This window comes from Streptomyces sp. NPDC014995, assembly GCF_043080745.1.
In the GTDB taxonomy this organism is placed as follows: Bacteria; Actinomycetota; Actinomycetes; order Streptomycetales; family Streptomycetaceae; genus Streptomyces.
In genome coordinates this window covers 42,393-67,558 of sequence record NZ_JBIBVX010000014.1, presented here as the reverse complement: position 1 = coordinate 67,558, position 25,166 = coordinate 42,393, and the positions used below count along the sequence as shown (strand labels likewise).

18 protein-coding genes are annotated in these 25,166 nt (G+C 70.9%); 9 read left to right on the top strand and 9 right to left on the bottom strand.

Translation table 11 applies throughout. The annotated features are described in order from the left end of the window. Positions 1-56: 56 nt before the first annotated feature. The 6 genes from ACF1A1_RS26915 to ACF1A1_RS26890 form a co-directional block, all read right to left on the bottom strand. Positions 57-1,670: a family 43 glycosylhydrolase gene (locus ACF1A1_RS26915; RefSeq protein WP_392003440.1), complete on the bottom strand. Its 1,614-nt coding sequence runs from the start codon at positions 1,668-1,670 to the stop codon at positions 57-59. Positions 1,671-1,924: 254 nt separating this feature from the next. Beyond that, positions 1,925-2,839: a carbohydrate ABC transporter permease gene (locus tag ACF1A1_RS26910; RefSeq protein WP_392003438.1), complete on the bottom strand. Its 915-nt coding sequence runs from the start codon at positions 2,837-2,839 to the stop codon at positions 1,925-1,927. Next, entirely contained in the window at positions 2,839-3,723 is an 885-nt protein-coding gene (locus tag ACF1A1_RS26905; protein ID WP_392003437.1) for a carbohydrate ABC transporter permease, read from the bottom strand. Before ACF1A1_RS26905 ends, ACF1A1_RS26910 begins: the two co-directional genes overlap by 1 nt. Before the next feature lie 10 nt (positions 3,724-3,733). Next, the gene (locus tag ACF1A1_RS26900; RefSeq protein WP_392003436.1) at positions 3,734-5,065 is read right to left on the bottom strand and encodes an ABC transporter substrate-binding protein; all 1,332 of its coding nucleotides are present in this window, start codon (positions 5,063-5,065) and stop codon (positions 3,734-3,736) included. A 505-nt stretch (positions 5,066-5,570) separates the two neighbouring features. Then, positions 5,571-6,662 (bottom strand): LacI family DNA-binding transcriptional regulator, encoded by a 1,092-nt coding sequence (locus tag ACF1A1_RS26895; protein ID WP_392003435.1) that lies wholly within the window; start codon positions 6,660-6,662, stop codon positions 5,571-5,573. A gap of 165 nt (positions 6,663-6,827) precedes the next feature. Beyond that, positions 6,828-7,841 (bottom strand): hydroxyacid dehydrogenase, encoded by a 1,014-nt coding sequence (locus tag ACF1A1_RS26890; protein ID WP_392003434.1) that lies wholly within the window; start codon positions 7,839-7,841, stop codon positions 6,828-6,830. Between the two features lie 690 nt (positions 7,842-8,531). Here ACF1A1_RS26890 and ACF1A1_RS26885 point away from each other — a divergent pair. The 7 genes from ACF1A1_RS26885 (at position 8,532) to ACF1A1_RS26855 (ending at position 18,105) form a co-directional block, all read left to right on the top strand. Next, positions 8,532-9,881, top strand: coding sequence for an extracellular solute-binding protein (locus ACF1A1_RS26885; RefSeq protein ID WP_392003433.1), 1,350 nt, complete (start codon positions 8,532-8,534; stop codon positions 9,879-9,881). Next, positions 9,878-10,879, top strand: a complete 1,002-nt coding sequence (locus tag ACF1A1_RS26880; RefSeq protein ID WP_392003432.1) for a carbohydrate ABC transporter permease — start codon at positions 9,878-9,880, stop codon at positions 10,877-10,879. Before ACF1A1_RS26885 ends, ACF1A1_RS26880 begins: the two co-directional genes overlap by 4 nt. Further along, positions 10,876-11,739 carry a carbohydrate ABC transporter permease gene (locus ACF1A1_RS26875; protein WP_392003430.1) on the top strand — a complete coding sequence of 288 codons (864 nt, stop codon included), beginning with the start codon at positions 10,876-10,878 and terminating at the stop codon, positions 11,737-11,739. The genes ACF1A1_RS26880 and ACF1A1_RS26875 overlap by 4 nt, the downstream gene beginning before the upstream one ends. 45 nt (positions 11,740-11,784) lie before the next feature. After that, complete coding sequence (locus ACF1A1_RS26870) at positions 11,785-12,000, top strand: hypothetical protein (protein WP_392003429.1); 216 nt, start codon at positions 11,785-11,787, stop codon at positions 11,998-12,000. After that, positions 11,997-15,122, top strand: coding sequence for an alginate lyase family protein (locus ACF1A1_RS26865; RefSeq protein ID WP_392003428.1), 3,126 nt, complete (start codon positions 11,997-11,999; stop codon positions 15,120-15,122). The genes ACF1A1_RS26870 and ACF1A1_RS26865 overlap by 4 nt, the downstream gene beginning before the upstream one ends. A gap of 26 nt (positions 15,123-15,148) precedes the next feature. Further along, entirely contained in the window at positions 15,149-16,396 is a 1,248-nt protein-coding gene (locus ACF1A1_RS26860; RefSeq protein ID WP_392003426.1) for an alginate lyase family protein, read from the top strand. A 92-nt stretch (positions 16,397-16,488) separates the two neighbouring features. After that, on the top strand, positions 16,489-18,105 hold the full coding sequence (locus ACF1A1_RS26855; protein ID WP_392003424.1) for a carboxylesterase/lipase family protein: 1,617 nt from the start codon (positions 16,489-16,491) through the stop codon (positions 18,103-18,105). Between the two features lie 70 nt (positions 18,106-18,175). Here ACF1A1_RS26855 and ACF1A1_RS26850 read toward each other — a convergent pair whose 3' ends face one another. Together ACF1A1_RS26850 and mmuM are read right to left on the bottom strand one after the other, a co-directional pair. Next, positions 18,176-19,249, bottom strand: a complete 1,074-nt coding sequence (locus tag ACF1A1_RS26850; protein ID WP_392003422.1) for a LacI family DNA-binding transcriptional regulator — start codon at positions 19,247-19,249, stop codon at positions 18,176-18,178. Positions 19,250-19,444: 195 nt separating this feature from the next. After that, positions 19,445-20,383, bottom strand: a complete 939-nt coding sequence (gene mmuM / locus ACF1A1_RS26845; RefSeq protein ID WP_392003421.1) for a homocysteine S-methyltransferase — start codon at positions 20,381-20,383, stop codon at positions 19,445-19,447. Positions 20,384-20,597: 214 nt separating this feature from the next. Between mmuM and ACF1A1_RS26840 the strand changes: the two genes are divergently transcribed. Then, positions 20,598-21,755, top strand: coding sequence for an aminoglycoside phosphotransferase (locus ACF1A1_RS26840; protein ID WP_392003419.1), 1,158 nt, complete (start codon positions 20,598-20,600; stop codon positions 21,753-21,755). Between the two features lie 7 nt (positions 21,756-21,762). On the opposite strand, the gene ACF1A1_RS26835 is transcribed toward ACF1A1_RS26840, so the two are convergent. Then, positions 21,763-23,859 (bottom strand): autotransporter, encoded by a 2,097-nt coding sequence (locus tag ACF1A1_RS26835; protein WP_392003418.1) that lies wholly within the window; start codon positions 23,857-23,859, stop codon positions 21,763-21,765. 220 nt (positions 23,860-24,079) lie between these two features. Between ACF1A1_RS26835 and ACF1A1_RS26830 the strand changes: the two genes are divergently transcribed. Further along, positions 24,080-25,165: a family 43 glycosylhydrolase gene (locus ACF1A1_RS26830; RefSeq protein WP_392003416.1), complete on the top strand. Its 1,086-nt coding sequence runs from the start codon at positions 24,080-24,082 to the stop codon at positions 25,163-25,165. Position 25,166 lies beyond the last annotated feature (1 nt).

Genomic DNA, 25,166 nt, shown 5'->3' with positions numbered 1-25,166 from the left:
CGGGAGTGGCCGGATGGCGCGACCCCCAAGTCCCGCCACCCGCGCGGACATCCGGCTCAGCACGGCGTGCACGTCAACCGGAAGTCACGGAAATCCGCCGTGAACGACGCGTCCACCAGATCCCGCACATGCACCCCCGCCAACGTGCCGGTGAAACGGAGCCGATCCCCGTGATCGTCGGAGAGCCGACCGCAGTCCAGCGACGGCCCGACCGGCACCCGCACACCGTCACGGACGTACCAGAAACACGCCTCCACCCCCTCGACCGTCACCCCCAGCGTGAGCGGCCCGCTCGCATCGACCTCCACGACCGCCGCCTCCCGCGCACCCCTCTCGTCACGTTCCAGCAGACTCAACACCGTCCGGCCACCCCCACCCCCGCTCCACTGCTGCCCGCACTGCGGCTCGCCCTCCGGCTCCGCCCACGTCAGATCGAGACACAGATACGCCTCCGCGTCGTACCGCAGGATCAGCCCGGCAGCCTGCGTGAAGCTCGACGGCCTCGCCTCGACGGTGACCTGCGCGGTGGCCCGGTGCTCCGTGAGGCGCTGCGCCAGCAGACTCTGCGCCCAGCGCGACTCCGGCCCGTGCCGGCCACGGAGCCGGATCCAGCCGGGCCGGGAGGTGACGTCCGCCCAGGACGGATCGGGGGGCTCCCGCAGGGAACTCCAGGGCCAGCCCAAAGGAGACTGGGGCTGCTGGGGCTGCTGGGGCTGGGGTCGTTTCGGTAGGTCGCGGTCGACATCGACATCGACATCGACTTCGACCGCGGGATGCCAACCTCCCTGTCGCAGACGGGGGTTGCCCTCCGCGTCCCACGTCACCGCCTGGATCGCGGTCTCACGGCCGAGGGTGCAGCGCGGGCCGTGCGGGGTGTCGAGAGGACGGGCCGCGAGGTGGCTCAGGAACCACTCGCCGCCCGGCGTCTCCACCAGCTCCGCGTGTCCCGCCTTCTGCAACGGCAGCTTCGGGTCGTCCCGGGAGGTGAGCAACGGCAGGTCGGCGAGCACGTACGGCCCGGTGAGGCGGCGGCTGCGGGCCGTACGGACGCCGTGCTCGAAACCGGTTCCACCCTCGGCGAGGACCAGGTGGTACCAGCCGTCCCGCCTGACCACCTTCGGCCCCTCGATCAGCCGTTCGTGCTGGAGGAGCAGATGCGTCTCCCCGCGCGGGGCGAGCGTCTCCCGGTCCAGTTCCGTCAGGACGATCCCCGCGAAGCGCCGGCCGCCGGGCCGGTGGTCGTTCTGCAGGTTGAGCAGCCACAGCCGGCCGTCCTCGTGGAAGAGCGCGGGATCGAAACCATGGCTCGCCACGCGACGCGGCTCCGCCCAGGGGCCGGCCACATCCGGCGCCGTACTGACATACGTGTCCAGGTCGAAGTACGGCGTGCCGACGGACCGTACGACGGCATACACCACCCAGAAGCGGTCACCGTCCCAGCTCAGCGACGGCGCCCAGATGCCACCCGAGTCGGGCACGCCGGCCAGCGTTCCCCCCGGGGCAGCGCCCTGGACGTGGCCCGCGTACTCCCAGTGCGCCAGATCGCGTGAACGGTGGATGGGGATGGTCGGGAACCACTCGAAGGAGCTCGTCGCCACGTAGTACCAGTCGCCGGCCCGGACCAGGGAGGGGTCGGGGGCGAAGCCGCGGATGACGGGGTTGCGGGCCACGGTCGGGTGTATGCGGTCGACTGTCGGCCCGGTGTCGCCGGTATGCCGTATGGCGCGGCTGGCATCCCGTCCACTGCCTTCGGTATCCGGTCCGCTGCCTTCGGTGTGGGGTCCGCTGTCTTCGGTGTGGTGTCCGACGTCTCCGGTATGCAGTCCGCTGGACCTGGTATGCCGTGTCGTGTCTTCGGTATGCAGTCGGATGGGCCCGGTATCCCGTCGCCGGTCTCCAGGACGCAGTCCACTGTCTGCGTTCTTCACTTGAGCGCCCCCAGAGTGACCCCCGTCCGCCAGTAGCGGCGCATCGCGACCATCATGATCGCCATCGGCACGATCGACAGCAGCGCGCCGGTCAGGACCAGGCTCGTCAGGTCGACGCCCGACTCCAGGCGCTTGCCGCTCCAGTTGTACAGGCCGATGTTGAGCGTCCAGTTCTCCTCGCCGCGCAGCACGGTCAGCGGCAGGAAGAACGCGTTCCAGGTGTTGACGAAGGCCAGCAGGAACACCGTGGCGCCGCCGGTCGTCATCATCCGCAGCACGATGCTGACGAAGATCCGCAGCTCGCCCGCGCCGTCCAGGCGGGCCGCCTCCAGGAGCTCGTAGGGGATCGTGGACTCGGTGTACACCTTGGCGAGGTACACGCTGAACGGGTTGATCAGGCAGGGGATCAGCATCGCCCAGGGCGTGTCGACCAGACCGATCTCCGAGAACAGCAGGTACAGCGGGAGGGTCAGCAGGGCGATCGGGATCAGGAAGGAACCCACCACACAGGCGAACACGACACTGCGGCCGGGGAAGTCGAAGCGGGCCAGGCCGTAGCCGGTGGCGAGGGCGATGAGTGTGCCGCCCAGCGAGCCGGCCCCCGCGTACAGCAGCGAGTTGGCCGTCCAGCGCAGGAAGATGCCGTCCTGGTACGTGAACAGCTGGTGCAGGTTGTCCCACAGGTGCATCCCGGAGAACCACAGGCCGTTGCTCTGGTACAGCCCGGTGCGGTCCTTGGTGGCGGCGACGATCAGCCACCACACCGGGAACAGGCTGTAGACACTGGCCAGGATCAGGCCGAGCAGCAGGAAACGCTGGCTGCCGCGCGTGCGGACGGCCTGATCGGGACGGGTGCGACGGCGCACGGTCGGCGGCACCGTTTTCTGCGCAGGATCCTGAGTGAGCGTCATCAGTCCGCCTCCCTCGAGGTCAGCCGGTAGAAGAGGAAGGACGCCACACCCAGGATCAGGGCGAGCAGGACCGACAGGGCGGCGGCGTAGTGGTAGTTGGACGCGTTGAACGCCTGGTTGTAGATGATCATGATGGGGGTGAAGCTGTCGTTCACCGTCTGCGGGGTGACGTTCCGGAACAGCGCGGGCTCATTGAAGAGCTGGAGCATCTGGATGATGGAGAGAAGCCCCGTCAGCACCAGCGCCCCGCGCACATACGGCACCTTGATGCTGCGGGCGATCCGGATCTCCGAGGCGCCGTCGAGACGGGCGGCCTCGAACAGCTCACGGGGCACGGCCTGCAGCGCCCCGTAGATGATCACCATGTTGTAGCCGATGCCGTGCCAGGTGAGCAGGTTGCCGATCGACGGCCACACCATCGACGGCGCGAAGAAGTCCCAGCCGAAGCCGAGTGCCCGGCCCAGCGTCGTGAGCGGACCGACCTCCGGGCTGTAGAGGTTGATCCACACGATCGCCGCGACCACGCCCGGGATCATGTACGGCAACAGGAGCAGGATCCGGAAACGGCTCGCCGCCCGCGCGGTGAGCGCGTCCAGCAACAGCGCCAGGACGAGGCTGATGACCAGCATCACCGGGATCTGCACACAGGCGAACAGCACCACGCGCAGGATGGAGCCGAGGAACGCGGAGTCGGTCAGTCCCTGACGGTAGTTGGCGAACCCGGAGAACTCCTGCGTCGCCCCGCCGAGGCCCAGCCCGGACTGCTGCTCCCGGAAGAGCGACTGGTAGACGGCGTACCCGATCGGAACCAGGTACAGGAACACGAAGCCGAGCTGGAAGGGCACCGTGAAGGCGGCACCCTTCCAGCGCAGGGAGCGGATCATCGACGCTTCCTCAGCCCTTGACGTTGATGCCGCGGGACTTCAGATCGGCGACCGTCCATTGCTGCATGTGGGCCAGCAGGTCGGTGACCTTCTGCTCCTTGCTGACGACCTTGGCCCAGCCGGCTTGCATCTCCGTGAACATCGCCGTCCAGTTCGGACCGAAGGTCCAGTCGGTAGTAACCGTCTTCAGGCTGTCCTTCACGATCTGCTGGGCGGGCTGGTAGTTGCTGCCGAGCAGCTTCTCCGAGATCGACTCGGCGACGTAGGTGTCGCTGTCGGCCAGCGCCGGCATCACACCGTTACCGGTCTCCGGGCTCGCCATCGTCTTCACCGCGCCGGGGTCCGTGGACATCCACAGGGCGGCCTCGGCGGCCTGCTGCTGGTGCTCGCACTCCTTGGTCACCAGGGTCACGCTGCCGGTGAGGTTGGTGCCGGCCGGGGTCTTGGCCGCCTCACCGGTGAAGGTCGGCCAGGGGGTGAGCGCCCACTTGCCGAAGGACTTGGTGAAGTTCTGCACCATGCCGGCCATCTGCCAGGTGGAGATCTGCCGGGTGGCGGTGCCGCCGTTGTCGAAGTTGCGCTGGACGGCCGCGTAGTCGGCGAAGGACAGCTTGGAGTTGAGGTCGTTGTCGATGATCTCCTGGATCACCTTGGCGGCCTTCAGGGTGCCGGCGTCCTGGAAGTCCACCTTCCAGGCGTCGCCGTCGACGGAGTACCAGTGCGCGCCGGCCTGCATGGCGAGCACCTCCAGGGTGCTCGGGTCCTCGCCCGCGTAGTTGGTGATCTTGATGCCGTGCTTCTTCAGCTCCTTGCCCGCGGCGATGAAGTCGTCCCAGGTGGCGGGGGGCTTGATGCCGTACTTGGTGAAGACGTCGGTGCGGTAGATCGTGAAGTTGGGGGAGGAACTGGTGGGCACGCCGTAGAGCTTGCCCTGCACCTGGGCGCCCGCCCAGGAACCCGGGTTGAACTTGTCCTTGCTGGACTCGACGTACTTCGTGATGTCGGCGAGGGCGTCCTGCGAGACCCAGCTCGTCACGTACTCGGCGGTGTTCTGCACCAGGCAGGGCGCGTTGCCTGCCTTGACCGCGTTGGTGAGCTGCTTCTGCATCGTCAGCTGGTCGGTGACCTTGGTGTACTTGAGCTGGACGTCCTTGTGAGAGGCGTTGAACGCCTTCACGACGGCTTCCTGGCCGTTGGCCCAGCCCCAGAAGGGCAGGGTGACCGGGCCGGAGGCCGAGGAGTCCCCGTCACCGGATCCGCCGCAGGCGGAGAGCAGACCTGTCAGAGCGATGCCCGCCACGGCGGCGCGGGCGAACCTTCTCCGGGGGCTGGTGGAGTTCATCTGACCGTGATCCTTCGGGAATTAGGCGTCTCGGAACGAGAGAACGGCGGCTCGGGTACTGGCCGGAAACGGCGGCCGGAAGACGTCGGCGGCTTGGGCGGCTCGGCGGCGACAGCGGCTCGCGGTGCGGGGGAATCGGCCGAAGCGGAAGTCGTAGTAACCGGTTGCTGTGGACCGTAGGCCGAGAGGGTCGGCCTTATCAAGAGGTGTGCAAGAAAAAGTTGGCTGATGCGAGGTCAGACAGGGGAAACCGGTTACGAAACGATGTCGTCCGCTGCTGAAAGCTCGACGCAGGCCCGGTGGAAGCGCACCAGGTCGAGGGGGAGTTCACCGCAGGCCGAGCGGAAGCGAGCCGGGCCGAGGGGAACTCGACGCAGACCCGGCGGAAGCTCGGGCGGGAAGAACGGGAACGGAGGTGAAACCGGGAGGGACCGGGAGGACCCAGGAGGAATCGAAATGGCTCGGGACTCGGGCAGGACCGGCGGGGTGGCCCCGCGCGTCCCCGCTACCGCCGCGGCGGCCGCACCGAGTCCCGTACGACCACATGGGTGCCCAGCACGAGATGCTCGCCGTCCCCGCCACCCTTGCGCCGGCCCCCCGGGCCGGTCCCCTCCCGCCGGTCGGCCACCGCGCGCAGGGCGACGCGTCCCATCTCCTCGTACGGCACGTGCACGGTGGTCAGCTGGGGGGTGAGTTGCGAGGCGAGAGGGATGTCGTCGTAGCCGACGAGCGACACGTCGTCCGGCACCCGCAGACCCGCCGCGCGCAGGGCCCGCAGGGAACCGGCGGCGACGACGTCGGTGCCCGCCAGCACGGCGGTGAAGTCCGGCGTGTCGTGCAGCGCCGCCTCCACGGCCGCGTACCCGTGCTCGTCGTCGTACGGACCGTGCCGCACCAGACCCCGGTCGAACGGCACCCCGTACGCCTCGAAGGCGCGCCTCACCCCGTGCAACCTGCCCTGCGCCGTGGTCAGTCCGGCCGGCCCCGGCAGGATCAGCACACGCCGGTGGCCCGCGGAGAGCAGGTGGCTGGCCATGGCGTAGGCGCCGGACTCGTTGTCGTAGTCGACCGTGGTGGCCGGGACGTCGCCCTCCAGGGGCGGCCGGCCCACCAGGACGAGTTGCGAGCCCGCGGCGTCGAGGGAGCGCGCGAAGCGGGCCATGCGCAGCTGGTACTCCTCGAAGTCGTAGGCCCCGCCGAGCAGGACCACCGCGGCCACGCCCTGCTGGCGCATGAGATTGACGAGGGCGAGTTCGCGTTCGGGGTCGTCGCCGGTGGTGCCGACCAGGGACAGCCAGCCGCGCAGGGTGGCCGCGCCCTCGACACCCTTCGCCACATGCGCGAACGCGGCGCCGGTGATGTTGTTGATGAGGATCGCCACCGTCGGTGTGCCGCCTCCGGCCAGGGAGCGGGCGTGCGCGTTCGTGACGTAGTCCAGGTCGTGGACCACCTTCATCACCCGGCGGCGCAGCTCCTCGGAGACCGGGTAGTTTCCCGACAGCACGCGCGAGACGCTCGCCACGGACACGCCCGCGCGCTCCGCCACGTCCCGGATGGTCGCCCGGCCGGCGTCACCGATCACTTTGCGCTGACTCACCGCTGTGGCTCCTTCACCCTCGTCCCCCGCTCACCGGGCGGGCCGGGGCCCGGTCCCACGCCGTTGCGGAAACCGTATCCCACCGTTCCTCCAGGTCGCGCGGCCTGTGGACAACGGTCGGGGGCGGCCTGTGGACAACGACCGGGGCAGTCCTCGGGGCCCGCATCAGGCCACCCGGACCAGGTCCGCGTGGCGCACCTCGTGGGCCAGGGGCAGACCGCCGGCCAGGCGTTCCAGCTCCTCGACGACGATGCGGCCGAGCCGCTCCAGCTCGTTGCCGAGGGAGCCCGCGATGTGCGGGGTGAGGAAGACGTTCGGGAGCCGGTAGAGAGGGGAGTCCGCGGGCAGCGGCTCGGGCTCGGTGACGTCGAGGACGGCGTGCAACCGGCCGGAGACCAGCTCGTCGGTGAGGGCCGCGTGGTCGACCAGGGCCCCCCGCGAGGTGTTGATCAGGACGCCGCCGTCGCGGAGCAGGGCGAGCCGCGCCCGGTCGAGCATGTGGTGGGTCTCGGGGATGTCGGGCGCGTGCAGGCTGACGATGTCGCTGTGCCGCAGCAGGTCCTCCAGGGACAGCAGTTGGGCGCCCAGCTCGGCGGCCTCGGCGGCGTCGACGTACGGGTCGTGCAGCAGGACCTCGAAGTCGTACGGCCGTAGCAGTTCCAGCAGGCGGCGGCCCACCCGCGAGGCGCCGATGACGCCGACGCGGCGGCCGAGGTTGCCGGTGGCGGCGGTTTCGGCGGGCGTGGGGTAGGCGTGGCTGCGGCGGAAGCGCTCACGGTGGGCGAAGGCGTCCTTCCCGGCGAGCAGGATCATCGCGAGGGTGTACTCCGCGACGGGGACGGCGTTGCCGGTGACCGCGCTGGAGACGCTGACGCCGTGGCTCCACAACGGCTCGCCGATCAGGGAGCGGACGGAGCCGGCGGCGTGCAGCACCGTGCGCAGCCGGGGTGCCGCGGTCAGCGTGTCCGTCCCCAGATGGGGACAGCCCCAGCCGGTGATCAGGACATCCGCGCCGGCCAGCGCGGAGGCGGCGGTGGGGTCGGCGAAGTCCCGTACGACGAGCGCCGGGTCGATCTCGGCCGTCCGCCGCAGCCGGGCCAGGAGCGGCGCGGGGAACAGCAGGGGCAGGTGCACCGGATCCATGGCGAACACGGCCCTGGGCAACTGGGCGCTGGGCATGACTCTCCTGAGGCGCGAGGGAAACGTTTTCTGAAAGCGTCTTCTACCGTAGGTCTGGCGTGGAGGCTCGGTCAATCGGTCGGCCGGATCGCCTGGAGGGAAATATTTCGGCCGGGGAGACAGGCAAACGGGCACTTCAGGGGCGCTGTTGGGGTGGTGAGGGCGATGGGTGCGGGAGGTTCGGCGGGTGCGGGGAAACGTGTTTCCCGTATGAGCGGAGCCGCGTGACCGGCACGCTGTCCCCGCCGGTTGCCGTCGTGCCCACGAACTGTCTTTTCGGTGGTGACGGAGTTCCGAGGGGGCCGGCCGGGCCTACGCGGCTTTCCCTGTAGCGCACGCGATTCCCGCTGGTCAGGGCTGTTCGAGGGGGAGCTGAAAGCCGGCCGTGTGCGGCGCCCCGGTGAACCGATCGCCCGGGCAAAGAGTTTTCGAAAGTACGCGCAGACCCTTGACGGGCCTCCGGGAGCGGAAGAAGCTCAGCCCACTTGCCCTTAGCAACCGGTTGCTACATGTTACTGCGTCTCCCGCACTGAGAACTGAACTTCCCCGCCCTGAGCACCGCGCACCGCGCATCACGCACCACGCACTGTGCGTTTGGCGTCACACCTGCGCAGCGCTCCCCGCACCGCGCTCCGCACTCCGTGCATCTCAGCGCCGCACCCGAACCCCGATCCAGAAGGCGAGGCCTCCATGCGCTCCCATGCCGGCACTCCACCCAGCCGTCGACGCTTCCTCACCCTGTCGGCCGGTGGTGCCGTGGCCGGAGCGGCGGCGCTCAGCGGCTGCGCGATGCAGGTGTCCAGCGCGGTCAGCGGCCCGGGCGAGACCGTCACGCTGATGGTCAAGCCCGACGACATCTCCCCGGAACTGGTCAAGCAGGCCCAGAAGGACATCGGCGTCAAGATCGTCACGGTGCGGTACGACCTCACCAAGCTGATCGGGATGATGACCAACGGCAACCCGCCCGACCTGGTGCGCGGTGTCGGCGCCACGGACGCCCCGTACTTCGCGGCACGGGACGTCATGCAGGAGCTGGACCCGTACTTCGCGGGGAGCAGCGTCCTCGACCTCGACGACCTGGACCCGGTCAACGACCTGTGGCGCTACGACGGCCGCACCCAGGGCAAGGGCCCGCGCTACGGCATGGCCAAGGACTTCTCCCAGGACTCCATGTACTGGTACAACACCGCGCTCTTCGACACGGCGGGCATCGACCACCCGCCGGAGACCGAGCCGGTGACGTACGGGGAGTGGCTGGCCAGCGCCAAACGGCTCACCCGGCGCAGCAACGGCCAGACAACCGTTTTCGGCGGCAGCTACAACGGCGTGCAAACTCCGAATCTCCTCGCGAGCCTGACGGTGGCCGCCGGAGGAAACCTCTTCAGTGACGACTTCTCCCGGGTCGACTTCACCACCCCCGAGGCCCGCAAAGCGCTCGGCTGGTACATCGACTACTGCCGGGCCAGGGTCGGGCCGAGCATCATCCAGCCCGACCCCAACACCTGGGACGGTCCCACCTATCAGGCGAGCCGGATGGCCATGTCGGGCAACGGTTACTGGCTCGGCGGCCTGATCAACACCGACAAGAAACTGGCACAGGTCTCCCGCCTGGCTCCCGCCCCCGTCTTCGAGGGCGGCCGGCGGATCAGCTCCTGCCAGGCGGGCACCGGCCTGTGGATGCCGAAGAAGGCACGGAACAAGGACGCCGCCTGGCGGGTCTTCGAGTGGTTCTTCGGCGAGGCGCCGGCAAAGGCCCGCGCCTCCAGCGGCTGGGGCATCCCCACCCTGAAGTCCCTGCGGCCCCTCATGCCCGCCCAGGAGACCTACCAGAAACGGGCCCTGGAGGTGCAGAACGCCGAACTGGAGCACTTCTCGGTGATCGCCTTCACGCCGTACGCCACGTCGGACTCGCTCTTCGCGCTCTTCAACCAGACCGCCCCGGCCGCCATGCAGGGGGACATGTCGGTCGACACCCTCGCGGGCCGCCTGAACTCCGTCATGAACGAGCAGCTGAAGCGCGGTAAGGAGCAAGTGGGATGACGGTCGACCAGATCTCCTCCGTCGCGGACCGGCCCCGCCCCACGGCGAGCGGCGCGCACCGCGAACGGGACGCCGAGCGGCCACGGACCTCCGTGACCACCCGCAGGCACCGGGCGTTCTACCTGTTCACCTCGCCCTGGATCATCGGTTTCCTGCTGCTGACGGTCATCCCCATGGCGTACGCGCTGTGGCTGAGCTTCACCACCTTCGACGGCATCTCCCCGCACTGGAAGTACGTCGGCCTCGGCAACTACCGCGAACTGTTCACCGACTCCCAGACCTGGAACGCCCTCGGCCGCACCGGCCTGTTCGCGGTGACCTCCGTGCCCCTGTCGATCATCGCGGGGCTCGGGCTCGCCGTCCTGGTCAACCGGCCGATCAGGGCACGCGGACTGTTCCGTACCCTGCTGTATCTGCCGGCCGTGGTGCCGCCGGTCGGGGTCGGGCTCGTCTTCAAGTCCCTCTTCGACCAGAACTCCGGTGCCGCCAACGGCGTCCTGAACCTCTTCGGCATCGACGCCCTCGGCTGGCTCGCCGACCCCTACGCCCGGTACGTGCTCCTGATGACCGTGCTCTGGGCAGCCGGAAACATCATGATCATCTCGCTGGCGGGACTCCAGGACGTCCCCCGCGAACTCCACGAGGCCGCCCGCATCGACGGCGCGAGCGCCTGGCGGACCTTCCGCAGCATCACCGTGCCGCTGCTCTCCCCGGTGCTGCTCTTCCAGACGGTGACCGGCGTGATCGCCTCCGTACAGACCATCATGCCGCTACTGCTGTCCCCGGACGGCACCACCGCGGGCGTCACCGCACTGCCGCAGTCCAACTACCTCTACATGATGCACGTGTTCGGCCAGTACTTCGCGCTCGGCCGCTACGGCTACGCCTCGGCGCTGCTGTGGGTGCTCTTCGTCCTGATCCTCGTCGTGACCGGACTGATCTTCAGGTTCACGTCCGGTGTGGTGTTCTACAACGTCGACCCGGAGGCGAAGAAGTGACCACCACCAGCCTGCCCCCGAACTCCGCGCCCCGGGTGCGGATACGCGTCAAGCGACTCGTCCTCTACACCGTGCTCGTCGCCCTCACCGGCCTGTTCGTCGGCCCCTTCGGCTGGCTGATCCTCACCGGCCTCAAGACTCCCGCCGAACTGGCCGCATCCCCCGTGCACTGGCTGCCCGACCACTTCCAGTGGCACAACTTCACCGACGCCTTCCACCTGATCGACTTCCTGGGCTACGCCCGCAACTCCCTGGTCATCGCCTTCATCTACGCCACTCTCGTCACCCTCAGCTCCGCCTGGGTCGGCTTCGGCTTCGCCCGCCTCGACGCACCCGGCAAGAAAACGCTGTTCGGCATCCTGCTCGGCTCGATGATGCTGCCCCAGCTCATCACCCTCCTGCCCACCTACCTGATCTTCGCGAAGCTCGGCATGGTCGACACCTACTGGCCGTGGGTGCTGTGGGGCCTGTCCGCGACGCCGTATCTCGTCTTCCTCTTCCGGCAGTTCTTCGCCGGGCTGCCGCGCGAACTGGAGGAGGCGGCGATCGTCGACGGATGCGGTTACACGGCGATCTTCTGGCGGATCTTCCTCCCGCAGTCCTGGCCCGTGCTCTCCGCGAGCTTCGTCATCGCCTTCACCTGGACCTGGGGCGACTACATCGCACCCCAGCTCCTGCTGTCCACCGACCGTTCCACGCTCGCCGTCGCCGTGATGACCACCTACGTCACCTCCGCCGGCACACCCGTCACCAACCTCCAGGCCGCGGCCTCCGTGATGTACGTCGTGCCGATCCTGCTGATCTTCCTCGTCGCCCAGCGCGGCTTCATCGCCGGCATGTCCACCTCCGGCCTCAAGTAAGGGTCCCTCAACCCGCAGCACCAGATCCGTCGCAAGGAGTCCTGGATGAACACGCCCCTGTCCCGCCGAACCGCCCCGCAGGCGGCGGGCGCCACCGCGTTCGCGGCCGGCCTGTCCGGCGGTCTCCCGGCGACGGCGGCCCATGCGGACGACGACACGAACCGCACCTGCACCGGCACCCACGCCAACCCGTCGTTCTTCCTCCACGTGACCAACCCGACCCTCATCACCACCGCCGAAGCGGAGGCAGTCGCACAGTGAGCACCATCAGCCGCCGAGGCCTGCTGAAGTCGTCCACGGCACTGCTGCTCGCCGCCGGCACGAACACCCTGTTCGTGCCCGCGGTCCGAGCGGCGGAAGGCGCCGACGACGCGTCCGGGTTCACCTTCGCCCACCCCGGCATCCTGCACAGCGCCGCCGACCTCGCCCGTATGAAGGCGGCGGTCGACGCCAAGGAGTCCCCGATCTACGACGGCTACCTCGCGCTGGCCGCCCACAGTCGATCGCAGACCGCATACACCATCCAGAACACCGGCCAGATCACCTCCTGGGGCCGCGGCCCGACGAACTTCCAGAACCAGGCCGTCGCCGACTCGGCCGCCGCCTACCAGAACGCCCTGATCTGGGCCGTCACCGGCGACCGGGCCCGCGCCGACAAGGCCCGCGACATCCTCAACGCCTGGTCGTCCTCCCTGACGATCATCACCGGCGCCGACGGTCCTCTCGGCGCGGGACTGCAGGCCTTCAAGTTCGTCAACGCGGCAGAACTGCTGCGCCACACCGGCTACGACGGCTGGACCGACGCCGACATCGCACGCTGCGAGCGGTCCTTCCTCGACGTCTGGTATCCCGCTGTCTCCGGCTACATGCTCTACGCCAACGGCAACTGGGACCTGACGGCCATTCAGACGATCCTGGCGATCGGCGTCTTCTGCGAGGAACGCACCCTCTTCGAGGACGCCCTGCGCTTCGCCGCCGCCGGCGCCGGAAACGGCAGCGTCGCCCACCGCATCGTCACCGCCGACGGTCAGGGCCAGGAGAGCGGCCGCGACCAGGGCCACGAACAACTCGCCGTCGGCCTGATGGGCGACGCCGCCCAGGTCGCCTGGAACCAGGGCGTCGACCTGTGGGGCCACGACGACCACCGCATCCTCGCCAACGCCGAGTACGCGGCCCGCTACAACCTCGGCGGCGACGTCCCCTTCACCCCCGACCTCGACCGCACCGGCAAGTACATCAAGACGGCCGTCTCCGACAAGGCCCGCGGCAACCTCCCCCCGATCTACGAGATGTACTACGCCCACTACGCCGGCGTCCGCGGCCTCGACACCCCCGCCACCCGGGCCGCCGTCTTCCGCGGCACCGGCGGCACCCGCGTCGTCGAGGGCAGCAACGACGACCTGCCCAGCTGGGGCACCTTCACCTACGCCGGCGCCACCGCCCCCGCGCCCTCCACCCCCACGCCCCCGGCCGGCGTCACCGCGGTGGGGGAGGACCGGGCCGTCACCGTCTCCTGGCTGCCCTCGGCCTGGGCGACCGGCTACAGCGTCCTGCGGGCCACCACCCCCGACGGCCCCTACGAGACGATCGCCTCCCGTGTCGACGAGCCGGTCCACACCGACCGGAGCGTCCGCGCCGGACGCACCTACTACTACACGATCACCGCCGCCAACTCGACGGGCGAGAGCGGACCCTCCGCCCTCGCGGTCGCCACCGCCGGCCTGCCCGCTCCCTGGGCGACCCGTGACATCGGCGACGTGAAGATCCCGGGCTCGGCCGTCTTCGACGGGGAGCGGTTCGTGCTCGAGGCGTCCGGCACCGCCGACACCCACCGCCTCGCCCACCTGCCCCTGCGCGGCGACGGCACGGTCACCGCGCGGATCGTGTGGCCGCTCAGCTCCCAGTACGCCAAGATCGGCGTCACCGTCCGCGCCTCCCTCGACCCGGACGCCGCCCACGCCTCGATGCTGATCCAGGGGCTGCCGCTGCACACCTGGAGCGGCGTGTGGACCGTACGCCCACAGGCCGGGGCGGCCGTGTCCGCGACCGGCAGCACCCCCGTGCCGCCCAGCCAGCAGCAGGCGATCACCACCAGCGCCTCCTTCCCGATCTCGGACCTGGGCGCACTGCCCGAGTCCGCGACGCCGCTTCAGGCGCCGTACGTCGAGGGCGCGGGCGACGGCTACCGGCTGCGGGCGCCGTACTGGGTGCGGGTGCGGCGTGAGGGACGGCGCCTCACCGGCTCGATCTCCGCCGACGGTATGCGGTGGACGGTCGTCGGCAGTACCGAGGTCGACGGCATATCGCACACCGCATACGCCGGGCTCACCCTCACCTCCTGCCTCGGCGTCGACAAGGACTACGCCGAGACCGGCACCGGCGCCTTCGACAACGTCAGCGTCACCACCCCGAACGGCGACGTCTGGCGCGTGCCGCCCCCCACCCGCACCGCCACCGACCTGCGAGCCGCCACCGGGGCCGGCGGCACCGAACTGACCTGGACCGACCCGGACCTCTCGGCCCGCTACACCGTGCTGAGGTCCACCCGCGCCCACGGCTCCTACGAGCCCCTCACCACCGGGGCCGGCCCGGTCGGCTTCGGCACCCGCATCCGGTACACGGATGCCACCGGCACGCCCGGGACGACGTACCACTACGTCGTGGCGAAGACCAACTCCGGCGGCACCGGCCCCCGTTCCACCCCCGTGAACGCCGTGATGCCCGACGGCGTCACCACCCCCACGCCGCCGACGACGGCCGCCGGCAGCACGCCGCTGCCCGCCCCGTGGACCCACGGCGACCTCGGTGACGTGGTCCTCGACCGGAGCGCGTACGGCACGCTCGGTGTCGTGGCCGTCCTCACCCCCGGTGACGCGGCCCACCGCGACGGCACCTTCACCGTGCGGGGCGCCGGCACCGACCTCAACGTCAACTCCCAAGGCATGACAGGCCACTTCGTACGGCAGCCCGTCACCGGCGACTGCCAGATCACCGCCCGTCTCGTCTCCCGTACCGGCGCCACCGCCGACCGGGTCGGCCTGCTGATGGCGAAGTCCCTGTCGCCGTTCGACCAGGCGGCCGGAGTGATCGTCACGGGCGGGACCACCGCGCAGCTGATGCTGCGCCGCACGGTGGCCGGAGCCTCCGCCTTCACCGGGACGACGGCCGTCCGACTGCCCCTGCTCCTGCGGCTGAAGCGCACCGGGACCACCTTCGCCGCAGCCGTCTCCACCGACGACGGCGCCACCTGGACCTCCCTCGCCGAGGGTGCGGTCCCCGCGTTCGGTGACGCCCCCTTCCACGTGGGCCTGGTGGTCTGCTCCCGCAACCAACTGGTCCGCTGCACCACCGAGTTCGGCGAGGTGAACATCACCAGAAGCTGATCCCCCCACGGATTGGAGTCACCGTCATGAGCCGCACTTCCCCCCACGAGCACCTCCCGCACCCACCGATGAGCCGCCGCGGTCTGCTGAAGACCGCCGGCGGTCTCACCGCCGCCGTCGCCCTGGGCGCCGCCTCCGCCGCCACCACGGCGGACGCGGCCCCCGCGACCTTCACCCACCCCGGCATGCTCCACAACTGGGGCGACATCAACCGGGCCAAGGTCAGGGTCGCCGCGGGCGACGACCCCTGGCTGTCCGGCTGGAACCGGCTGACCGCCAACTCCCACTCCCAGTCCACCTGGACACCCCGCCCCCAGGCCACCGTCATCCGCGGCGGCACGGGTGAGAACTACGGCCTGCTCTACAACGACATCGCCGCCGCCTACCAGAACGCCCTGCGCTGGCAGGTCGGCGGCACCGAGGCCCACGCACGGTGCGCCGCGAACATCCTCAACGCCTGGTCGTCGACCCTGACGGCGATCACCGGCAACGCCGACCGGTTCCTCGCCGCCGGCATCTACGGCTGGCAGTTCGCCAACGCCGCCGAACTCATGCGCGGCTACAGCGGGTTCGACCTCGCCCGCTTCCAGGCGATGATGGCCAGGGTCTTCTACCCCCTCAACAACCAGTTCCTCACCGGCCACAACGACGCCTGCATCACCAACTACTGGGCCAACTGGGACCTGTGCAACATGGCCTCCATCCTGGCCATCGGCATCCTCAACGAGGACGCCGCCAAGTACGACCAGGCCGTCACCTACTTCAAGTCCGGCGCGGGCAACGGATCGATCGCCCACGCCGTGCCCTACCTCTACACCGACGCCGCCGGCTACGCCCTCGGCCAGTGGCAGGAGTCCGGCCGCGACCAGGGGCACACCATGATGGGCATGGGCCAGATGGGCGCGATCTGCGAGATGGCCTGGAACCAGGGCGACGACCTGTACTCCTACGACGGCCGCCGCTTCATGAAGGCCGCCCAGTACGTCGCCAAGTACAACCTGGGCAACACCGTCCCCTTCACCACCTACACCTGGGGCAGTGGCCAGAACTGCGCCCAGCAGTCACAGACCGTGATCTCCGCCGCCTCCCGCGGCCAGGTCCGCCCCGTCTGGGCGATGCTGCACTACCACTACAACCGGCGCCTGTACCTGGACGACAAGTACATCTCCCAGATGTGCTTCTCCGTCGCCCCGGAGGGCGGCGGCGGGGACTACGGCTCCACCAGCGGCGGCTACGACCAGCTCGGTTTCGGCACCCTGATGTACGCCAAATAGCCCTGTCCGAGGCTCGTGCACCGGAATACCGGACGCTCCTGTGGTGCTCTGGTGTTACCGGTGCACGAGCGCGGCGAAGGGCTGGTGGGCAGATGACGGCAGGCCGGACGGACCCCGTGACGAGACCCCGGACGGACCCGGTGGTCCGCACCCCGTACGGCGCCGTACGCGGCCGGTACGAGCACGACGTCGCCGTCTTCCGGGGCATCCCCTACGCGGCACCCCCCTTCGGCGCCCGCCGGTTCCGGCCCCCGGAGCCGCCCGAGCCCTGGGACGGGGTGCGCGACGCGGGCGCCTTCGGGCCGACGGCGCCGAAACCGCCGTACTCCGAGGCCTTCGCGCAGTACCTGTCCGACCCGGTGGTGCCGGGCGACGACTGCCTCAACCTCAACGTGTGGACACCCCACCCCGGGCCGGGCGGCCGGCTGCCGGTCCTGGTGTGGCTGCACGGCGGGGCGCTGACCAGGGGTTCGTCGGCGGTTCCCGTGTACGACGGGCGGCACTTCGCACGCGACGGGATCGTCTTCGTCTCCGTCAACTACCGGCTGGGCGTGGAGGGGTACGGCCTCTTCCCGGACACCCCCGCCAATCCCGGCCTGCGCGACCAGCTCGCCGCGCTGCGCTGGGTGCACGAGTCGATCGGGGCCTTCGGCGGCGACCCCGCACAGGTCACCCTGGCCGGGCAGTCCGCGGGCGCCATCAGCGTCGGCGCCCTGATCGCCGCCCCGCCGGCGCAGGGCCTGTTCCGGCGGGCCGTCCTGCAGAGCGGGCCGCCGGAGGCCTTCGAGCGGGACAAGGTGCGGCGGATGGTCCGCCGTATGGCGAACCGGCTGAGGATCCAGGCCACCGCGGAGGCCTTCGCGGCCGTCGACCGTGACCTGCTGCTGCGCACCCAGGCCGAGATCGGCCGGCTCAGCAGCCCCGTACTGGGCGGGCCCGCCTTCGGCATCGTCATCGACGGCGATCTCGTCCCGCGCGACCCCCTCGAGGCGCTGGCCGACGGCGACGCGGCCCGCGGCGCCGAGCTGCTGCTGGGCTGGACCCGCGACGAGTATCGGCTGTGGCTGGTCCCCGGCGGCCTGCTGGAACGCGTCGACCGCCTCGGCGCCGTCGCCCTGGCCGGCGCCATGGCCCGCTGCCACTGCGGCCACGAGGTCCCGCGCGGCTACCGGGCCCTGCACCCCGAGGCCGGCACCGCCGAGACCGTCGGCCAGATGGTCACCGACCACCTGCTGCGCCGGCCGCTCCAGCGCCTGGCCGACGCCCGCCCCGGCTCCTCCTACGTGTACGAGTTCGCCTGGCCGTCGCTGCGGCCCGGCCTCGGCTCCTGCCACGCCCTGGAGCTGGGCTTCGTCTTCGACACCGGAGCGGTGCCGGAGTCCGCGAAGCTGGCCGGCGAGGGCGCCCCGCAGGAACTGGCGGACGCGATGCACGGGGCGTGGGTGCGGTTCGCGGCGACGGGCGACCCCGGCTGGGAGGCCTGGGACGCGACGCATCCCGTATGCGTCTTCGGCGAGGGCGACAGGATTTCGTATACCGCATACGGTCCACGGGATCGCGAGCTCGCCCTGTGGGCGACCGCCCCCACGACCGCGGAACCCGCGTTTCCCGCCTCCCCGGACCCGCTGACCGCCCGTCCCCTGCGCGGTACCGAGCTGCGCTCGGCGGTCCGCCGCCTGCGCCGCGTCGGGGGAGCCCGCCGCCACTGACGGCCCGCCCCCAGCCGTACGGCGCCCCGCCGTACCGCCCCTTCCCCCTCCCCGGGACACTGTCCCCCCGTCACCGTCCCGCCCCTGACCCCCTCCCGACGCCCGCGACCGAGTCCCGCACCACCACGTGCGTCCCCAGCAGCAGGTGCTCGCCCGGCGCGTCCGGGGTCCGGCCCAGCACCGTGCGGACGGCGAGACGGCCGAGTTCCTCGTAGGGGACGTGCACCGTGGTCAGCGCGGGGTGCAGGTCGCGGGCGAACGGGATGTCGTCGTAGCCCGTCAGGGAGACGTCACCGGGTACGTCCAGGCCCGCCTCGTGCAGGGCGGTCAGCGCGCCCGCGGCGACCATGTCGGTGGCGGCCACCACCGCCGTGAACTCCAGACCCTGCTCCAGCGCCCGGCGCGTCAGGCGGTACCCGGAGTCGCGGGTGAAGTCGCCGTGCAGGATCAGCGCCGGGTCCGGGTCGAGGCCGCGGGCCCGGTGGGCGCCGGTGTAGCCGCGTTCGCGGCCCAGCGCCGTCGTGTGGTCCGGTCCGCCCCCGAGGAACAGCACCCGCCGGTGCCCCTGGGCGAGAACGTGCGCGACCAGGGCGTGGGCGCCGCCCTCGTTGTCGTACTCGACGACCGTCACCGGTGCCCCGGATCCCAGCGGCGGGCGCCCGCACAGCACGAGCCGTGAGCCGGCCGAGGCCAGCGAGTCGGCGATACGGCGGGTGCGTTCGCGGTACTCGGGGGTGTCCGCGGCACCGCCGACCAGGATCACGGCGGCCGCCCGCTGGGACCGCATCATCTCGACGAACTCGAGTTCCTGCCGCACGTCGCCGTCCGTGCTGCACACCAGGCACAGATGTCCGCGCCGCGTCGCCTCGCGTTCCACGCCGTGCGCCATGTGCGCGAACGACGGCCCGGTGATGTCCTCCAGCACGAACGCCAGCGTCGGCGTGCCCGCCCCCGCGACCGCCTTCGCCCGGGCGTCGGCCACGTAGTCCAGGTCGCGCACCGCCCGCAGCACCCGCGCCCGCGTCTCGGCGCTCACCGGATACACCCCGCCCAGCACGCGTGACACGGTCGCCGCGGACACGCCCGCCCGGGCCGCTACGTCCCGGATGGTGCTGCGCGTCGTGTCCCCGCTCTTCCTCGTCATCCCCGCCCTCCCCTCGGAAACCCGGCGGCAACCGGTTTCACCGAGCGGAGGCTAGCAGTGGGAGCCCTGCCGGACGGGACTTGTGCGGTGATCAGCCTCCGCACGGCCCACCAGAGCTGTGCGCTGTCGCCCCAGCAGGCCCCCTCTACGGTCCGTCACGCCGTCGTCAACCCCGTGCGGTGCTCGCCAAAACGGTCACGCCGTCGCCAGCGTCCGCGCGATGGACGCGATCGCCTCCGGGCCCACCCGGCAGCAGCCGCCGATCAGCCGGGCGCCCGACTCCCGCCAGCCGAGGACCTGTTCGGGGGCGAAGGTGGAGCGGCCGTTCCAGGCGCGTGCCTCGGCGTCCCAGGCCTCGCCGCTGTTGGGGTAGACCACCACCGGCTTGCCGGTCACCCGCGCCGCGATCGCCACGGCCCCCTCCACGTCCTCGGGCGCACAGCAGTTCACGCCGACCGCGATCACCTCGTCCACGTCGGCGGCCAGGGCGAACGCCTCCTCCAGCGGCTGCCCCGCCCGGGTCCGGTCGCCGGCGACGCTGTACGACAACCAGGCCGGCACCCCGAGCCCGCGCACCGCCCGCAGCAGCGCCTCGGCCTCCTCGGCGTCGGGCACGGTCTCCAGCGCGAGCGCGTCCGGCGCGGCGGCCGCCAGCACCTCGAGACGGGGCCGGTGGAAACGTTCCAGCTCGTCCACGGTGAGCCCGTAGCGGCCGCGGTACTCCGAGCCGTCCGCGAGCATCGCCCCGTACGGCCCGACCGAGGCGGCCACCCACAGCGGGTGGGTGACCCCCTTGTCCCGGGCCTGCCGGGCGGCGTCCCGGGCCAGTTCCACGCTCAGCGTGAGCAGGCGGGCCGCCTCCTCGCGGCCGATCCCGCGCTGGGCGAAGCCCTCGAAGGTGGCCTGGTAGCTGGAGGTGATCGCCACGTTCGCGCCCGCCTCGAAGTAGGCGAGGTGCGCCTCGGTGACCGCCCCGGGCCGTTCGGCGAGCAGACGGGCCGACCACAGTTCGTCGCTCAGGTCGTGCCCGGCGGACTCCAGTTGGTTGGACATGCCGCCGTCGAGGACGACGGCACCGGAGGCGAGCGCCCCGGCGAGGGTCCGGTCCTGCGGGGAAGAGGTGTCGCTGGTCATGACCCGACGCTAGTCCAAGCGGCGGCGGACGGCCCCGGTGCGTCCAGTGTGTGAACACGGCGTCCACCATGCGGGACACGCCGGTTCGCGGCCACCCCGCCTCCCACGACGATCACGTCCCTCCCACGGGATCGGACTCCCCCCCCCGCGGCGATCAGGTCCCTGCGCGGCTGTTCCGCCCCTCCCTCCCGCCCGCGCGTCTAGCCTGTGGCGGGTGACCGACACCGCCTCACCGGATGCCGAGGCCCGCGAGGTCCTCGGGGCCACCGGCGCCGGCCGGACCGTCCTCGAGCCCCTCGTCCACAACCCGAGGAACGGGGTCACCGCCGGAGTGTGGCGGGTGCGCGCCGGGGACCGGTCGGCGGTGCTGAAGGTGCTCACCCGCAGCAAGGAGGCCGAGGGCCGCTGGGCCGCCTCGGACGAGCCCCGGCACTGGAACCACTGGCGCCGCGAGGCCCACGTCTACGAGTCGGGTCTCGCACAGGCCTGGCAGCCGTACGGCATCCGCGCGCCCCGGCTGCTGGCCTGCGTCGAACGGCCCGACGGGGACGTGGCGCTGTGGCTGGAGGACGTGCCGGGCGAGCCCGCCACCGCCTGGACGGTCGACCGGCACGTCGAACACGCCCGCCGCCTCGGCGCCGCCCAGGGTGCCGTCGGTGACGTCGACCGGCCGTGGCTGACCCGCCGCTTCCTGCGCCAGTACGTCGAGAGCAACACCCTCGGCCAGGAACTCCTCGACGACGACGCGGCCTGGCGGCAGCCCCTGGTCCGCGACCACTTCCCGTCCGGCCTGCGCACGGCCATGGTCCGCCTGCACCGGGACCGCGAGTGGTTCCTCCAGGTCATGGAGGGGCTGCCGCGCGCCTTCAGCCACCTCGACCTGTGGCCGGCGAACGTCCGCGCGGACGGGGCGGGCCGTCCGGCGTCCGTCGCGTTCGACTGGGCCTTCGCCGGTGACGGCGCGCTCGGCGAGGATCTCGGAAACTACCTCCCCGACACCGTTTTCGATCTGTTCCTGCCGGCCACCCGGCTCCCCGCGTACGCGGCGGCGGCCTACGACGCCTACCTGCACGGCCTGCGGGACAGCGGATGGCGGGGCGACGAACGGCTGGTCCGGCTGGGGGTGTGCGCGTCGGCGGTCAAGTACGACTGGATGACGGCGCTGATGCTGGCACGGGCGGGGGAGGAGCAGCTCGACTACGGGGGCGGACGCACGGTGCCGGCCGAACTCCGTTACCGCGAACGAGGACTGGTGCTGGAGTTCCTGGCGGGGTGGGCGGCGGAGGCACGGGAACTGGCTGTGCGGGTGGGGTTCCCGAAGGCCCCCACCGACGCCTGGGGTCTGCCCCCGACGCCGCCCTGCCCCGCCTGACCCCTCCTCACGCCGCGTGCCGCCCGCCCGCGCGTCGCCTGCCGTTCCGCACGCGCCAGGTCACCGGCATGACCAGGCCGCCCAGCATCCCCACGGCCAGCAGGTACGGCCACCATCCGAGGCCGCCGCTGTCGGCGGCGTTCGCACTCCGCGCCTCCGTCGTCACCGCGCCCGACGTTCCCTGACCGCGTACCGCCGCCGAGGGACTGGCGGAAGCCGCCGTCAGGACGACGTCGTTCCCGTCCCCGCCCCGATAGCTGATCCGGTAAACGGTGTCGGCGAGTTTCACCTCACCGCCCTCCTTCAGGCCCTCGAAGGTGCCGGTGACGGCGGCATGCCCGGTGTGCTCCAGGACCGTGATCTCCTTCGCCGGTGCGTCACCGGCCGCGGACAGGTCCAGTTCCCCGGCCAGCCGCACCTTGCCGCCCACCGTCAACGGTGCGTCCCGCAGCACGAGTGCGCCCTGGGCGTCCTGGGTGTAGTCGCCGGTCACGGTCACCCCGCCCGCGACCACGCCCTCGTTCGTGACGCTCCCCTTCACCGTGCCCGTGCCGCTGAGGGTGCTCGCCACCCGCAGGGCCGCGCCGCCGGTGTCCAGCCGGGCCGCCGCCGACGTCAGCCTCACGGCACGGCTGTTGACGAGCGTCGCCCCGTCCCGTAGCGCCAGGGTGCCCTTGCGGACGGTCGTCGTCCCGGTGTACGTCACCGCCGACCCCGTGAGGGTCGTCGTCGCGGCACCGGACTGCACGAGCGAGCCGCTTCCGCCGAGCCGTGACAGGGAGACCGCCTTCTTCGTGTTGCGCACGACGAGCGTCCCGTCGTTGACGATGCGCCGCCGCTCGCTCCCGGTGAGCAGGGAGCCGTCGCCGCCGGCCGCGCCCGACCCCAGCCGCAGCACCGCCCCCTTCTCCACGGTGGTCGAACCGTCGTAGTACTGGGCGGCCGCGAAGGTCACGTCGTTGCCCTTGGTGCCGGCGATGACGATGTCGCCGGCACCGGGCGCGGACAGCGTGTCGTGGAACCGGCCGCCGCCGATGGGGGCGCCGAGCGTCACCGGGCCGTTGTAGTCGAAGGTGAGCGTCGAACGGGAGCGGGCCGCCAGCAGGTTGATGTACACGGTTTCTGCGGTGCCCGGCATGAAGATCTTGTCGGTGGTGCCGTCACCCCACTGGACGTTCGCGCCCTTGATGTTGGTGCCGCGCTTGTTGACGTTCTTGCGCGCGGGCGTCCAGTTCAGGGCGGGGTCACTGAGCGAGGGGTCGGTGTCGCCGCCCTGGTCCGACCAGCTGTACTGGCCGGTGAGGACGACCTTGCTGCCCGGCCGGGACTGGATGTTGATGTCGCTGCCGTACTCGCGCTGGTAGAAGTCCATGCCCATGGTGACGGTCTGACCCAGCGGGGTGTCCACGGTGAAGGTGCCCTGGTTGAGGACCTTGCGGACGTGGGGCAGCGACGTCGCGTACTCGGGCCGCCCGGCGTTCATCTGTGTGCCGTTGTCGATCACCCCGGTGAAGGGGTGGGTGCCCGACAGGTCCCAGGTGCCCCAGAGGAACCTCGGCTGGGTGACCAGCCCGGAGCCGCTGATGGTGCCCAGGTTGTAGGCGCTCTTCAGGGAGAGCCTGAGGGTGCCGTCGACGCGGATGTTGTCCTGGTTGAGCCGGAACGCCGGTGTGTTGTACGGGAAGTGGCCGATCAGCCCGGTCGTGCCGCCGTTGCCGTACTGGAGGGTCGCGCCCTTCGCGACGGTCACGGCCGGCGGATCCGGGCGGGTCACGGTGACGTAGGGGTGGTTGCCGCCCAGTGTCCGCACGACCTGCCGCTGCCGGGACCGCGGGAGGGTGAAGTCGCTGTCCCGGGTGAGGATCAGCGTGCCGGTGCCGCGCACGGTGAGGGTGCCGGCGCCGCTGAACACCCCGTCGTACGTGGTCGTCCCGGCCGGCACGGTCACCACCGTGTCGCCGTCGAGCGTGATGTTCCGGTCCGCCAGGACGTCGGCGGTCACGTCGCGGGGGCCGGCGGCGTACGAGGGCGGGGTACCGAGCATGAGGGCGGTGAACGCCAGGGCTCCGGCCGCCGCCGCTGTCTTGTGGGTATGGCTGCGCACATTGTCGGAGACGGATCGCGCGCCCGCCGATAACAGAAATTTCGTGGGCGGACGGGTTTGATTCTGTGACCTCTGGTTCGTGCCGCGTGACCCGTTGACCTCGCCGTACCACGCCCTTACCTTTTCGGCGTTCGGAATGGCAGATCTTGTGCGAAATGCCGAACGTTTCTGTTTCTTTTTGTGTCCCCCCACCTGCAGAGCCTGCAGAAAGGCAGACCGCATGAGCCGCGAAGACGCTTTCCTGCCCGAACCCCCCGGACGACGACTGCTGTTGAAGGGCGCCCTGGCCGCCGGCGCCCTCACCGCGGTGCCCGCCACCGTCGCCCACGCGGCCCCGACGGGCCCCGGCGCGGCCGTCCCCTACGTCAACCCGCTGGTCCGCAACCGCGCCGACCCGCACATCCACCGCCACACCGACGGCTTCTACTACTTCACGGCCACCGCACCCGAGTACGACCGGATCATCCTGCGCCGATCCCGCACCCTGCGCGGCATCGGGACAGCCGCCGAGTCCGTCATCTGGCGCAAGCACGAAACCGGTGTCATGGGCGCGCACATCTGGGCGCCGGAGATCCACCACATCGACGGAAAGTGGTACATCTACTTCGCCTCCGCGCCCGCCGAGGACATCTGGGCGATCCGGATCTGGGTCCTGGAGAACAGCCACCCCAACCCGTTCAAGGGCACCTGGGTCGAGCGGGGCCAGCTGAAGACCGCCTGGGAGACCTTCTCCCTCGACGCCACCACCTTCACCCACCGGGGCACCCGCTACCTCGCCTGGGCGCAGCACGAGCCCGGAATGGACAACAACACCGCGATCTGGCTGTCGAGGATGGCCGATCCACTCACCCTGACCGGCCCTCAGGTGCGGCTCACCACACCGGAGTACGACTGGGAGCGCATCGGCTTCAGGGTCAACGAGGGCCCGTCGGTGATCAAGCGCAACGGCCGCCTGTTCATGTCGTACTCGGCGAGCGCCACCGACTTCAACTACTGCATGGGCCTGCTGACGATCGACGCGGACGCGGACCTCATGGACCCCGCCCACTGGTCCAAGTCCCCCACCCCGGTCTTCACCAGCAACGACACCACCCGGCAGTACGGCCCCGGCCACAACAGCTTCACCGTCGCCGAGGACGGCCGCACCGACGTCCTCGTCTACCACGCCCGCCAGTACAAGGAGATCGTCGGCGACCCGCTGAACGACCCCAACCGCCACACCCGCGTCCAGCGCCTCGGCTGGAAGCCCGACGGCACGCCCGACTTCGGCATCCCCGTCGCCGACACCGCGAAGGAGAGTGCGTGAG

What these genes read in the sequence shown, in the direction of transcription:
- ACF1A1_RS26910 (WP_392003438.1), bottom strand. Translation starts at nt 2,839, where the DNA reads ATGACGCTCACTCAGGATCCTGCGCAGAAAACGGTGCCGCCGACCGTG.
- ACF1A1_RS26905 (WP_392003437.1), bottom strand. Translation starts at nt 3,723, where the DNA reads ATGATCCGCTCCCTGCGCTGGAAGGGTGCCGCCTTCACGGTGCCCTTC.
- ACF1A1_RS26900 (WP_392003436.1), bottom strand. Translation starts at nt 5,065, where the DNA reads ATGAACTCCACCAGCCCCCGGAGAAGGTTCGCCCGCGCCGCCGTGGCG.
- ACF1A1_RS26890 (WP_392003434.1), bottom strand. Translation starts at nt 7,841, where the DNA reads ATGCCCAGCGCCCAGTTGCCCAGGGCCGTGTTCGCCATGGATCCGGTG.
- ACF1A1_RS26885 (WP_392003433.1), top strand. Translation starts at nt 8,532, where the DNA reads ATGCGCTCCCATGCCGGCACTCCACCCAGCCGTCGACGCTTCCTCACC.
- ACF1A1_RS26880 (WP_392003432.1), top strand. Translation starts at nt 9,878, where the DNA reads ATGACGGTCGACCAGATCTCCTCCGTCGCGGACCGGCCCCGCCCCACG.
- ACF1A1_RS26870 (WP_392003429.1), top strand. Translation starts at nt 11,785, where the DNA reads ATGAACACGCCCCTGTCCCGCCGAACCGCCCCGCAGGCGGCGGGCGCC.
- ACF1A1_RS26860 (WP_392003426.1), top strand. Translation starts at nt 15,149, where the DNA reads ATGAGCCGCACTTCCCCCCACGAGCACCTCCCGCACCCACCGATGAGC.
- ACF1A1_RS26855 (WP_392003424.1), top strand. Translation starts at nt 16,489, where the DNA reads ATGACGGCAGGCCGGACGGACCCCGTGACGAGACCCCGGACGGACCCG.
- ACF1A1_RS26850 (WP_392003422.1), bottom strand. Translation starts at nt 19,249, where the DNA reads ATGACGAGGAAGAGCGGGGACACGACGCGCAGCACCATCCGGGACGTA.
- mmuM (WP_392003421.1), bottom strand. Translation starts at nt 20,383, where the DNA reads ATGACCAGCGACACCTCTTCCCCGCAGGACCGGACCCTCGCCGGGGCG.
- ACF1A1_RS26830 (WP_392003416.1), top strand. Translation starts at nt 24,080, where the DNA reads ATGAGCCGCGAAGACGCTTTCCTGCCCGAACCCCCCGGACGACGACTG.